Source organism: Halomonas sp. AOP30-A1-24, from assembly GCF_052378165.1.
Taxonomy (GTDB): Bacteria; Pseudomonadota; Gammaproteobacteria; order Pseudomonadales; family Halomonadaceae; genus Vreelandella; species Vreelandella citrativorans.
Window position 1 is genome coordinate 191,390 of sequence record NZ_JBQSXL010000001.1, and the last position, 13,311, is coordinate 204,700.

Annotated in this window: 10 protein-coding genes; all 10 read right to left on the bottom strand. The window is 55.0% G+C overall.

The features are described from left to right. Window positions 1–10 precede the first annotated feature (10 nt). The 10 genes from ACT3TJ_RS00935 to ACT3TJ_RS00980 all read right to left on the bottom strand — a co-directional run bounded on the left by ACT3TJ_RS00935 (window position 11) and on the right by ACT3TJ_RS00980 (window position 13,283). Window positions 11–589: a hypothetical protein gene (locus ACT3TJ_RS00935; protein ID WP_193053671.1), complete on the bottom strand. Its 579-nt coding sequence runs from the start codon at window positions 587–589 to the stop codon at window positions 11–13. Next, the gene (gene flhF / locus ACT3TJ_RS00940; RefSeq protein WP_444665431.1) at window positions 586–2,763 is read right to left on the bottom strand and encodes a flagellar biosynthesis protein FlhF; all 2,178 of its coding nucleotides are present in this window, start codon (window positions 2,761–2,763) and stop codon (window positions 586–588) included. The genes ACT3TJ_RS00935 and flhF overlap by 4 nt, the downstream gene beginning before the upstream one ends. 54 nt (window positions 2,764–2,817) lie before the next feature. Next, the gene (gene flhA, locus ACT3TJ_RS00945) at window positions 2,818–4,899 is read right to left on the bottom strand and encodes a flagellar biosynthesis protein FlhA (protein ID WP_444665432.1); all 2,082 of its coding nucleotides are present in this window, start codon (window positions 4,897–4,899) and stop codon (window positions 2,818–2,820) included. Next, entirely contained in the window at window positions 4,896–6,062 is a 1,167-nt protein-coding gene (gene flhB, locus ACT3TJ_RS00950; protein ID WP_087109039.1) for a flagellar biosynthesis protein FlhB, read from the bottom strand. Before flhB ends, flhA begins: the two co-directional genes overlap by 4 nt. A gap of 116 nt (window positions 6,063–6,178) precedes the next feature. Next, complete coding sequence (gene cheZ, locus ACT3TJ_RS00955) at window positions 6,179–6,874, bottom strand: protein phosphatase CheZ (RefSeq protein ID WP_193053675.1); 696 nt, start codon at window positions 6,872–6,874, stop codon at window positions 6,179–6,181. A 42-nt stretch (window positions 6,875–6,916) separates the two neighbouring features. Beyond that, the gene (gene cheY / locus ACT3TJ_RS00960; RefSeq protein ID WP_172117759.1) at window positions 6,917–7,306 is read right to left on the bottom strand and encodes a chemotaxis response regulator CheY; all 390 of its coding nucleotides are present in this window, start codon (window positions 7,304–7,306) and stop codon (window positions 6,917–6,919) included. Window positions 7,307–7,357: 51 nt separating this feature from the next. Continuing rightward, on the bottom strand, window positions 7,358–9,055 hold the full coding sequence (locus ACT3TJ_RS00965; protein WP_193053676.1) for a methyl-accepting chemotaxis protein: 1,698 nt from the start codon (window positions 9,053–9,055) through the stop codon (window positions 7,358–7,360). Between the two features lie 41 nt (window positions 9,056–9,096). Beyond that, complete coding sequence (locus ACT3TJ_RS00970; protein ID WP_193053677.1) at window positions 9,097–10,158, bottom strand: protein-glutamate methylesterase/protein-glutamine glutaminase; 1,062 nt, start codon at window positions 10,156–10,158, stop codon at window positions 9,097–9,099. 93 nt (window positions 10,159–10,251) lie between these two features. Beyond that, a complete protein-coding gene (locus tag ACT3TJ_RS00975) occupies window positions 10,252–11,118 on the bottom strand; it encodes a CheR family methyltransferase (RefSeq protein WP_193053678.1) in 867 nt (288 codons plus the stop codon). Continuing rightward, a complete protein-coding gene (locus tag ACT3TJ_RS00980) occupies window positions 11,115–13,283 on the bottom strand; it encodes a methyl-accepting chemotaxis protein (RefSeq protein WP_193056590.1) in 2,169 nt (722 codons plus the stop codon). Before ACT3TJ_RS00980 ends, ACT3TJ_RS00975 begins: the two co-directional genes overlap by 4 nt. Between the last annotated feature and the right edge of the window lie 28 nt (window positions 13,284–13,311).

Consider the following 13,311-nt stretch of genomic DNA (forward strand, 5'->3'; position numbering starts at 1 on the left):
TATTTCCTTATCAGCGCGCCAGCACCAGAAGATCGATGGCCAAATAGTGGCTAGCGGCTTCACGCAAGTTTTCCAACAAGCCTTGGCGCGACAAAGAGGGCTCGTGCAGTGCCAATAATCGGCGAGGCCCGCCATTGTCACGCGCCTGGCGAAGTAGCCGGTACATCTCGGCAAATGCGTCCGCATCGCTGTTAACCCAGAGCGCCCAACGCGCATGCCGAGCACTTAGCTGAGCCAGATCAGGCGCATTAACGCTAACCGCCTGTATATCCCAATCGTCAGGTGATCCTGCCCAGTGACGGCCCAGCGCAGACCATTGAGCCAGGCGATGTTGAGCCTGTTTGACAGCCTGCGCGCCCTGCCCTGGCAAACCAATAATATACAAGGGCTTTTTAGGTCGCGAAGGGGCTTTCGCAACCGGCTGCTCGTCAATCGTGGGGGTGGGCGAAACAGCACCTGGCGCGGGCGCAGGCGCTTCGCTCATCACCTCCATATCACTTGCCAACGGCGCATCAGGCTGGCTGGGTGCCTGCTTCTGACGCTGGCTGTCGGCCCATTGGCGCAAGCCCGCCGCCTGATCCTGACTCATACATTCACCTTTCGGCTAACGCTGCCCAATTGGCGAATGGCGTCGCGCGCCATAAAGGCGTACATCAACGCATCCAGCATGGCCGTATCGCGGCGTTTTCGGCGCGTGCCCAACAGGCTGAGTAGATCGCTACGCAGACTGGACGCCTCATCATCATCCGCGTTATCCAAATGCCCGACCACTGACGCGACGCCGCTGGCTAACAGTAGACGTACTTCTGGATCCACGTCCCCGCTATCGGCCTCTTTAAACTGCTGCAACGCGCGTTTGGTGAGCGCTGCCAGGCCCTCACTTTGCAGCTGAATGACCAGTTGGAAAAGTACATCGGCGCCTAAACGAGCCGGCGTCAACCAGTAGCGCCGGGCAACGACCTTGGCACTTTCGGGGTCACGAACCTCCCCATACCACGCAAGCAGTACACTGCCCGCCTCATTTTGCACTTCGGCATAAGCGGTCCATAACTGCATGGACTGGCCACGAAACCGCACGCTGACATGATGGCTGAGCGTGCTTTGTTCAAATAGTCCGCGTAGCGCAGAACGCTCGCCATGAAAGTATACACGCTGTGCGGATGTCACAAGGCTGACCCAAGTCAGCTGTTGCTCATTCAGCCACTGCACGGTTTCTGCCGGAGGCAGCACGGGCAATAGATGCACCGTGGCGCCCGCCTCCATTCGTGTCTCAAGCCTGGCCTGCCAACCCGCAGGTTGGCGATGTTGAAGCATGGGGACGGCATGCCAAGCGCCCCGTTCGTCCATGCTGATATCCGGCATCGACCAATCACAGCCACGCTCGTTACGGCGTGCCGCCCACACCACACCAGGGGCGGGTAACGCGTGCGGCAACAGACGAGTAAGCTGCGCGCTCTGTAGCTCGCTCGGCAAAGCGCTAACATCCCACATGGCTTCCAGCGTGGCGAAGCCTGCCAAACGCTGGCGCAGCCGCGTCAGTAGTAGCGACAGCCTCCGCCCTTGGCCAAGCACATCTCGCGACCAGCGAGGCATGCTAGCCGGTGCCGTGAAGCCAGGCTGCGGCGCTGCTTTCGCCTGGCTTTCCAACGCCTGGTTGATCAGCGCATCCGGCAGCGCCACGCTCATATCTTCGGGCACTTGCTGCCCATGAGAGCTAAACAGCACGCGCATACCATGACGGATAACAATATCCAGCACGGGGGCTAGTCGGCCGGCTTCATCCTGCTTGGTAATAATACAGTCATCAAGCTCAGCGCCTGCCGCCCGCGCGGCCTGACGATAACGCAGCACGACTTCTTCCAGGGTTTCTGGCTGGCTAGCCGCGTTCAACAGCAGTACCAGCCTTACCGTGGAACTTCCGCCCTGCAAATGAGCAATTTGATCAATAACACGCTGGTCACGCTGGCTCATCCCAACCGTATCAATCATGACCCACTGCTTGCCGTGAAGGCGGCCCAGCAGATCATCGACCGGCTGCTCAGCATCAAGGGCGTACATGGGGGTATCCAACAGGCGTGCGTAAATCCTGAGCTGCTCATGGGCGCCGATACGAAAGCTATCCGTGGTGACCAGCGCGACAGGGCGTGTGCCATGTCGCATCACAAAGCGCGCCGCAAGCTTTGCGGTGGTCGTGGTTTTGCCTATTCCGGTAGGACCGACCAAGGCGACGATGCCCGTTTGGTCAAAAAAACTGGCCTCGTCATTTAACACATGAAGCCTGCTTGTCAGCTGCTGGCGCAGCCAATCAAGCGGTTGCTCACTTTCAGGGCCAAGCGCTTTCAATGATGCTGGCAGACCCGCGAGTACTTCATCGCCAAGCTCGGCGCTAAAGCCAACTCGCGTCAACAACTGAGAAAGCCGCGCGCGCGTATCGGAGGCTTGTTGCACCGACTCGGCGGGCCGAGGCGCCTGCTGGCTCGTTACCTGTTGGTTAGTTAAAAGCGCGCGCATATCTTGCATTTCACGCAGTAGGCGCTCACTCATGGCCTGAAGAGGGTCCGTCGCTGTAGCGGGTTCTACCGTACTTGCGGTTACCTCTAACGCGGCGTCGACAGGCTCGACAGCCTCATCGGCCATCGCCATGATTTCAACGCCGTCATCAGTACGGCGGTTCGCCAAAATTAGCGCATCATCTCCCAGCGTTTCACGCACCTGGCGCATGACATCACGACTGTTTGCTCCCGTAAAACGCCTAACGCTCATGTCTTACCTTTTGTTTGTACACATAGCTGACACGTTCGCTGCTTGCGGTCATGGTTAGCGGCCACCCACTGTGGTGGTCACACGCAGCGTGCGGTCATCCGGAATTTCTGCTTGTGACATGACCACAAGATGCCGCAAACGACGGCGCAAAAAGCGTGATAGCACGCCACGCAGCGAGTGCTGAACCACCAATACCGGTGCCTCCCCGCTACTTTCATGCTGCTCCAGAGCCTGCTGCGCCTGATCCATCAAGGTTTCAGCCAAGCCTGGCTCCATCGCGCCATTCCCGTTCATCGCCTGTATCAGTACCTGCTCCAGTTGGGCATCCAGCCCCATCACATTGAGGGTTTCCTGTCCGGCAAACCACTGCTGCGTAATGGCCCGGCCTAATGCAATACGCACCAGCGCGGTAAGCTCATTAGGATCTTTTTGCTGACCGGCATGCTCTGCCAGGGTGTCCAGAATCGTGCGCATGTCACGAATAGACACATCCTCTTCCAGCAGATTCTGCAAAATACGTTGCAGAATGGTCAGAGAAATTGCCTTGGGCACTACTTCTTCTACCAGTGATTTCTGCTCTTCGCCCAGCTTGTCGAGCAGCTTCTGGACCTCCTGGCGGCCCAGCATTTCGGGTGAATGTCGATGTAGCAAATGATTAAGGTGAGTCGCAATAACGGTACTGGCATCGACCACAGTATAGCCATACACCTGGGCGTGCTCACGCTGATTGGTGTCGACCCAAACCGCGGGTAAACCAAAGGCAGGGTCGTGAGTGGCAGTCCCTTGCAGTTCCCCAGAGACCTGCCCCGGGTCAATGGCGAGCCACTTGCCTGTCTGCGCTTCGGCGCGACCTATTTCAGCGCCTTTCATGGAGAGCACGTAGGTATTAGGCGGCAGTTCCAGGTTGTCGCGGATATGCACCACCGGTGGCAGGAAACCGACCTCCTGAGCAAACTTTTTACGCACGCTTTTAATACGCCCCAGAAGCTCGCCTTTTTGGCGGGCATCGACCAGTGGGATTAAACGATGGCCCACTTCAAGTCCAAGGGTATCGACCAGATGGACATCTTCCCAGCTGGCCTCAGGAGTTTCCTGGGTAACAGGTGCTTCTGTAGCGATCTCCTCTTTCACTTGGACTTTCTGATTGTGACGCATCAAGAGCCAAGCCAAACCGCCCAGCAGTGCGGTAAAAAACAGAAAGACAAAGTTCGGCATGCCCGGCACCAGGCCCAGCAGCCCCATAACCGCGGCCGCCAGAATCATCACCTGAGGGTTCACGAACAGTTGGCTGATCATTTGCTGGCCAACATCCTGCTCGGTATTAACGCGCGATACCGTTACACCAGCCGCGGTGGAAATGACCAGCGCCGGAATCTGGGCAACCAGGCCGTCGCCAATCGTTAGCAGCGTATACGTACGGCCCGCATCGGCGAAGCTCATATCGTGCTGCATCATACCAATCAACAGGCCACCAATAATATTAACCACCATGATGACCAGGCCCGCCATGGCATCACCGCGTACAAATTTACTGGCACCGTCCATCGAGCCATAAAAGTCGGCTTCCTGGGCGACTTCTGAACGACGCTTTTTGGCTTCTTCTTCACCAATCAAGCCAGCATTTAAATCGGCATCAATGGCCATCTGCTTGCCAGGCATTGCATCCAGCGTAAAACGTGCGCCGACCTCAGCAATTCGCCCAGCGCCCTTGGTGATCACCATGAAATTGATAATGACCAGTATCAAGAAGACCACTAGGCCAACGGCAAAATTACCCCCTACCAGAAAGGTACCAAACGCTTCGATGACCTTACCGGCCGATGCGCCGCCCGCGTAGCCATCCATCAATACTACCCGCGTTGAGGCGACGTTAAGCGAAAGACGCAGTAGCGTGGTAAATAGCAAAACAGCAGGAAACGCAGCAAAATCCAAAGGCTTTTCGGCAAACATGCTGACCAACAACACCATGATGGCCAAGGCGATGTTAAAGGTGAACAGCATATCCAGCGCAAAGGGCGGCAAGGGCAGGATCATCATGCCCAAAATCATTAAAATCAGCACCGGCCCGGCAAGCAGCTTCATGCGTACCTCGCCCATCCAGCCACGCTGAGAGACCAGTTGGTTTAAACCTTTCATGGCGGTGCCTCATTGCCACTGGCCTGACGGCCAGGGGTTTGCATTTCCGGGGGTACCGGCAGATTATCGGGAGTTGGGGGCACCTCGCCTCCTTGTTGTCCAACATGCTTTAAGCGGTAAGCCCACGCCATCACTTCTGCCACCGCTGTATAAAGCTCGGCAGGCACTTCGGCCTCTAGATCCACATGATGATAAAGGGCGCGCGCCAGCGGTGCAGCCTCCAAGCGAGGAACGCCTGCCTCTATGCCCAGCTCGCGTATTTTTGCCGCAACGGCATCCGCCCCTTTGGCCACCAGTCGCGGTGCTCCCATGCTGCCCTCTTGATACATCAAGGCCACGGCATAATGCGTTGGGTTGGTAATAATAACGTCGGCCTCTGGCACCTTGCTCATCATTCTACCCCGAGCCATCGTCTGCTGCTGTTGACGAATGCGTCCTTTAACATGGGGGTCACCTTCTGACTCTTTATGCTCGCGCTTCACCTCTTCTTTACTCATGCGCAGCTTCTTGGCGTTACTCCACAGCTGAAAAGGTACATCGATAAGAATGACGATCATTAGCGACAGTACGACCAAACCAGCCGCCTGGGCCGCCATATTAAGCGCACTGACCAGTGCTTGATGCACGGGCTGATCCATTAGCGCTAAAAACTTACCCAGGTTGAGATACAAAAACGTCCCGGCCACGCTACCCACCAGCACCGACTTGGCAATCGCTTTCGCCAGCTCAATCAACGCTTGGGTCGAAAATATCCGCTTAACCCCTGCGATAGGGTTTAGCTTGGAGAGCTTGGGCTGCATGGACTTTGCGGATATCAGCCACCCCCCCAGTAAGGCAGGAGCCGTTAACGCAATGACCGCCAGCAGTAGAAATAGCGGCATCATGGTAAACAGCGTCCGCTGCCCCAGGTTTAGCGCATTGACCAGCATGGGCATCTCTTCCATGGCTTGGCGCCGGTCAAACATGAAAGCCTGCTCCATGACCATTCCCAACTGGTCATAAAAAATCTGCCCCATGCCCCATAACCCACCGACACCGCCCAGCAGCAGCAAAAACGTGGTTAGCTCACGCGACCGAGGTACCTGCCCCTCTTCACGCGCTTTGCTTTTGCGCCTGGGCGTGGCCTCTTCGGTCTTTTCCTGATCGCTATCGTTATCTGCCATGCTACATCCGGCTTAGCGTGCGTGGCGCACCATAAAGTCAGCCGCCCCAAGGGACGGCTGAACAAAACGCTTATATTGCCAGATACGGCTTTTTACAATGCTCTAATAACGCCGCATTAAAAGCCCAATTCGTCCAATAAGTCGTCCACCTGATCCTGACCAGTGACGATATCGGGCGCACTCTCCTTGATTTGCGGGCCGTTCAACAAATCCTCTTTACGTCGTGCACTGTCGTTTTTCCACTGATCTTCGGCCTTGCGCTGCATCGATTCGCGTACCTGAGCACCCGGTACGTTGTCGATCAGCACCTGAACAAGCTGATATTCGATCTCACGGATCACGTCCATCATTTTCTTGATCACCTGGCCGGTCAGATCCTGGAAGTCCTGAGCCATCATGATTTCAAGAAGCTCTTTACTCGTCGCCGCCGTCATCGTAGGCACATCGCTTAAGTAGCTGCGCGTATCCTTAACGAGCGCCTTGGCATCTTCCAGATCCTTGGGCGCTTCAAACCACTCAGCCCACTGCTTATCAAGCCCTTCAGCACGCTCAGAGAGTTCATCCTGAAGTGGCTGAGCACGATCAATCGCATTCAATGCGCGGTCGGCTGCCTGCTCGGTCATCGTGGCAACATAGTGCAGCCGATCTCGCGCATCAGGAATGGCTTCAGCCGCTTTTTCGATCTCTTTATCCAATCCCAGCTCGCGCATATTATCGCGTAGCATGCGAGTAAGCTTGCCGATGCGATGAATTAGCTCTTCAGCGCCTTCCTCGGATAGCGGGCTAGAGTCGATCTGCTCATTCTGACTCATGGTATTATCTCCTCGCTCACCAGGCCCTTCGGCCCAGCCGCTTTATTTACCCATTTTTTCGAAGATTTTATTAAGCTTCTCTTCAAGGGTAGCCGCGGTAAATGGCTTAACGACGTAGCCGTTAGCACCCGCTTGAGCGGCCGCGATAATATTTTCTTTCTTGGCTTCTGCCGTTACCATCAATACCGGCAAATGCTTCAAGCCGTCATCCTGACGAATTTCCTTGAGCATTTCCAAACCGTCCAGGTTAGGCATATTCCAGTCAGAAACAACAAATTCAAAATCACCTGCACGCAGCTTATTAAGCGCGTCCTGACCATCTTCTGCTTCATCGACATTGGTAAAACCCAGCTCTTTAAGCAGGCTACGTACAATCCGGCGCATGGTAGGAAAGTCGTCGACTACCAAAAAGCTCATGTTCTTGTCGGCCATTGCTCATCCTCTTATCAATTCACGTCTTGATGACGAGTTATATAGTCAGGGTTAAAAAGCTTCCCACTCTGCGTGGTCGCTGTGGGTTGGCGTTGATCGTGGCGCGGAGGCCGCCGGTAAACTTTTTTCCGCAGCGCGAGGCGGCGTAGAATTCGTTTGCTTAGGCAATGAAGTGCGCTGAGGCGTCTGAGATCCTAGCAACTTAAAGACGGCAACCGCCTGCTCTAACTGATTGGCCTGCTCTTCCAATGAGGCAGCAGCCGAGGAAGCTTCCTGGACAAGGGCAGCGTTTTGCTGGGTGACCTGATCCATCTGCCCAACCGCATGGCTCACCTGCTCAATGCCATCGCTTTGCTCCTGTGAAGCGGCCGATATCTCATCCATGATGTCAGTCACACGGCGCACGGCAGTGACAACGTCTGACATGGTAGAGCCCGCTTGCTCCACGAGCGTTGAGCCTTGCTTAATCTGGCTCACCGAGGCATCAATTAGCGTTCTGATTTCCTTGGCAGCATCGGCACTACGACTAGCAAGGTTGCGCACTTCACCCGCCACCACCGCAAAGCCACGACCCTGTTCACCGGCACGTGCAGCCTCCACAGAAGCATTCAGTGCGAGGATATTGGTTTGAAACGCAATGGAGTCAATAACACTGGTGATATCGGCCACTTTTTGCGAACTTGTCGATATACCATGCATCGTTTGAACCACTTGGCTGACCACTTGGCCACCGTGCTCAGCAGTTGTCGAGGCATCTGCCGCCAGCGTGCTGGCTTGACGCGAATTATCTGCGTTCTGCTTCACGGTGGCCGTCATCTCTTCCATGCTGGCTGCGGTTTCCTCAATGGCCGCCGCTTGCTGCTCCGTACGTGAGGAAAGGTCGGCATTGCCGCTAGCGATTTCCCGCGTACCATAGTGGATTTCAGAACTGCCCTCTCGGACCCGAGCAACAATCCCCGTCAGGTTTTGCTGCATGGTGGCCATCGCCGAAAACAGGCGACCAATCTCGTTATTGCCCGCCTCAGGTAGTGGTTGGGTAAGATCCGCTTCGGCAATTTTATTTAACCGTTTAACCGCATCGTTTAAGGGCGTCGTCACGGTGCGGCGTAAGCCAATATAAATGGCAAGCGTAACCAGCAACGCTATACCCAATGCAATGGTGCTAACCAGTTTAAAAAAGTTGCCTTGGGCGTGCGCCTCTTGGCCAATACCATCAACCCGCTGGAAGCCATACTCAACGAACGCCGTCGTGCTGGCTGCAAGGCTCATCAGCGGTTCACTTAACGCATCGCGCAGGTCGTTATAGGTATTCATATCCATCTGCTCAAAGCTTTCGTGCTGCTGCTTTACCAATGTCATAACGGCGCGAAAACTTTCGATTAACTCACTTCCTAACACTTCACCCTGCGGCGTACGAGGAGTCGCCACAAAGTTCTCAAAACGCATCTCGGCACGCTCAATACGCTCGGCGGCAATCGCCAACTGCTCGTTGGTTTGGCTCATCTGGCCAACCATTAAGTAGTTTGAAGCCACCTCCATAGCCAGCATGGCCTGGTTGAGTAGCGAATCGGCCCGATTAATCTCATTCAACTGAGCGCTACTGATAAGCCCGTAAGTCGCCAGATTTTCCTGTGATCGTTCCTCTGATAGAAAACTGATGCTCGCCAGTATGATAATCAGCATGGTAAAACACAGTAATGCTGCCACAACAGCCGCATGGATACTCAGGTTACGCAGTAAACGTGTCATTCGATCATCCCCTTCGCCAAGCATTTTTATAGTAAAAAGGTTTATACCCGCTGGGAGCGACCGGAGGCAGCTACCATTGCCATCAACCGGGCGGGAATATCATCGAGTGCCGCAACTTCCACGGCGCCCCCCACGGCTATCGCTTCACGCGGCATACCAAAGACCACACACGTCGCCTCGTTTTGGGCAACGGTAGGCGCGCCAGCCTGGCGCATTTCCAAAAGCCCCGCAGCCCCATCTTTGCCCATGCCGGTTAGAATCACCCCGATGGCGTTACGCCCAGCCTGTTCAGCGGCGGAATGAAACAGTACATCGACGGATGGCCGGTGCCGGTTGACCGGCGGCCCGTTGTCCAGGCGTGCCACATAGTTTGCTCCGCTGCGTACGAGCTTTAAGTGCTGGTCGCCAGGGGCAATGTAGGCGTGGCCCGGCAGCATACGTTCACCATCAGTCGCCTCTTTGACGGTTATTCGACACAACCGATCCAGGCGCTCGGCAAACGAGCGCGTAAACCCTCCCGGCATATGCTGGGTGATCAAAATGGCAGGGGAGTTGGCAGGCAACGGCTCTAATACCGCACGGATGGCTTCCGTGCCGCCCGTGGATGCGCCGATGATAATCAGCTTTTCGCTTGAGACTAACGGCGCTTTTAACTGTGCAGGCGGTGGAGCATTTTTATGGCGCGCCTGACGCGGCCGTGAACGTGCGGCCGCACGCAGCTTTTCGGCGATTTCATTGGCGTACTCCATCATGCCATGCCGAATACCCAGGCTTGGTTTGGCCACAAAGTCCAGCGCGCCAAGCTCAAGTGCACGCAGCGTGATTTCCGAACCGCTTTGCGTGAGCGATGACACCATCAAGACCGGCATGGGCCGCAGGCGCATCAGGCGTTCCAGAAAATCGAGCCCATCCATGCGCGGCATTTCAACGTCAAGCGTGAGCACATCAGGGTTGTGTTGCTTAATTAAATCCCTGGCAACCAGTGGATCAGGCGCCACGGCAACCACTTCCATGTCCGGCTGAGAGTTGATAATTTCGGTTAACAAATCACGAATCAGCGCCGAGTCATCGACACACAATACTTTGATCTTGGCAGCGCTCAATGCACGCCTCCTTTGCAGTTAATGCCGGGTATACTGCCTTGTTTGCACGGATAACCACGCATTAGGCGTATGAAAAGCACGAAAATGGTTCCATTAAGCCCGCGTGTATACCGTCTGGCCCCGCAGCTTGAACGCATCACTAATATACGAAAAGTTTTCAGAGTGGCCGGCAAACAGCAGGCCATCCGGCTTCATAAGGGGCGCAAACCGCTTAAGAATCTTTGCCTGCGTCTCTTTATCGAAATAGATCATGATATTTCGACAAAAAATGGCATCAAACGGGCCTTTAATCGGCCACTGTGTCGACAGCAGATTAAGTGGCATAAACTCAACCAGCTCGGAAACTTCCGGGCGCACACGAGCGAGACCCTGTTGCTGCCCGGTGCCCTTCTGAAAAAAGCGCTTTACACGGGCTTCGTCTAATTTGCGCACCTGCTCTTGCGGATAAATACCGAGGCGCGCACGGCTTAGGGCATCGGTATCTATATCGGTGGCAATAACTTTCGCCTGCGCGGCTTTCGGCCCTAACGTTTCTAACAGCGTCATGGCCAATGAATAAGGCTCTTCCCCTGTTGAGGCAGCCGAGCACCAAATAGTGAACGGACCTTGCTTATGGCGAAGATGCTCTGCCAGAAGAGGGAAATGGTGCGCCTCGCGAAAAAACGCGGTCAGATTAGTCGTCAGCGCATTGGTAAACGCCTCCCACTCTTTTGCGTCAGGCTGACGCTCCAGACGCAACAGGTAATCGGTAAAACGCGTCAAGCCATGATGCCGAAGGCGCTTGGCTAACCGGCTATAAACCATCTCGCGTTTATGCTCGGCCAACACGATGCCAGCACGCTGGTAAATAAGCTCTCGTATTCGTAAGAAATCCGCATCCGTGAGCATCAGATCTCGTTCAATCTGATGACTAGACGCCCACTGATTGGCGTCGACACCTGGTTCGCGTTGTTCGCTCAAAATTCTTCCCATTCCTCTACAGGTGTCGCTTGTCGCTGCACAGCAGGCGCGGCTACTTTGTTGCGCGCTGCGGGGCTGGCAAGCGTTGTTGCTTGTTTAGCAGGTAACGTGTTCGCCAAGGCAACAGGGCGTTCTGGGCTCTTCTGGTTAAGCCGAACGGCTTCAACCGATAACGCCAGCAGGCTTGCCTGTTGCTCTAACGCGGCAGCCGCGCGGGCGGTTTCCTGGACTCGAACAGCATTTTGCTGCGTTGCTTGATCCATTTCGGCGACTGCCTGGTTTACCTCCGCAATACCACTGCTTTGCTCTTCAGACGCTGCCGAAATTTCGTGCATGATATTGGTAATACTGCGTGCCGCCTCAGCGACCTCACTGATCGCGGCTTCTGCTTTTTCAACCAGCCCAGCGCCCGCATTGACTTCCTTGTTAGAACCGTCAATCAACCCTCGAATTTCCTGGGCAGCGCCGGCGCTTTGTCCGGCTAAATTATGCACTTCTTCGGCCACCACGGCAAAGCCACGCCCATGTTCGCCGGCGCGCGCCGCCTCCACCGAGGCATTCAGCGCCAGGATGTTGGTTTGGAAAGCTATCGAGTCGATGGTATTGATGATATCGGCCATCTTTTGAGAGCTTTGGGTAATGCGTTGCATATTGTCTACCAACTGCGCCATTAGCTCGCCCGTTTGAGAAACCCGAGTAGAGTTATTATCGGCGAGTCGGCGGGCTTCTTGAGCGTTGTCGCTATTCTGACGTACGGTAGCCGTCATCTCTTCCATACTGGAGGCCGTTTGCTGTAGCGAAGCAGCCTGTTGCTCGGTACGTGAAGAGAGCGCTTCATTACCTGTCGCAATATCTTGTGCGGCAGGCGTTACGATATCTATCCCGCCTTTTACGTCGCCAATAATGCTGCTTAAGCTTTTACGCATGGCATTAAGCCCATCAAGTAGCTGGCCCACTTCATCGTGCTGACGCTTGGGCGCGGAAGCCGCCAGGTTACCGCCCGCGATTTGCAGCGTAAAACGTGATGCGCCCTTTAGGGGACGTATAATTGCGCGGAAGGTTAACCAACCAATCGCTATCAGCAGCGCCAACCCAACCCCCAGCACCACCGCTTGCGTTGCGATAATGGTGTTTTGCGCGTGCTGGGCATCAACCGCCATTTGTTCAGCCGCTTGCTGTTTTTGCTCAATGAGCTGATTCACGCTTTCAGAAAGTGCCCGCCCCTCATCAGACATGACGCTGATGACGGCGTCCAGCCCAGTAAACGCTTGGTAGGTCTCTTCGGCTTGCAGCACACGGGCCGCCTGACCCATTCCCTCCTCAAGAAAGGCCTGAAGTTGATCGTTAAACGCACTGGCAAGCGGCGTGTTATTGACCGCACGGGTGTAATAGCCCTGCCATACGGTGGCTACTTCTTCAGCACGCTGCTCAATGGTTTCACCTATTTCAAAACGCTGATTGATCAACTCCATACGCTCTGGTTCAATCATTCCCTGGCGCGTATTGGCGATCATTTGGTCAATTTGTTGCAGCCTGACGACATCGCGCAAGCCATCGCTATTAAGCCTCTCAAGCCGGTCACTCGACGCGTTAAGGCCGTAAAGCCCCAAGCCACCGCTAACCAACAGCAACGCCGCGGCGACCACGATCATGCCCACCAGTTTGGCACGAATGGTATTAAACTGAATCCTTTTCAGCCGCTGGCCGATACCGCGCTGACGCAGACGCCCCTTGTCCAGGTAGAGATGCTTGTTACGCCCTTCCCGTATTTCAGCATAAGCCTGTTCAGCATGCTTTATGGCCTCACGTGAGGCTTGAACACGCACCGAGGCGTAACCCACCACCTGCTCGTTTTCAATAATTGGCGTTACGCTGGCGTCCACCCAGTAGTGATCACCATTTTTACAGCGATTTTTAACCAACCCACGCCAGGTATCTCCGCCCTGTACGGTTTGCCAAAAATTCTCAAACGCGGCAGGCGGCATATCCGGATGGCGAACCAGGTTATGCGGAGCACCTATCAACTCGTCATGCGTGTAGCCACTTATCTCAATAAATGCCGGGTTCGTGTACGTAATACGACCTTTTAAATCCGTACGAGAGACCAGAAAATCGTCTTCTTTTAGCTCGATTTCACACTGCGAAATGGGTTGGTTATTGCGCATTTAGGGGCCTTATTGTTCAGTTCTTAAA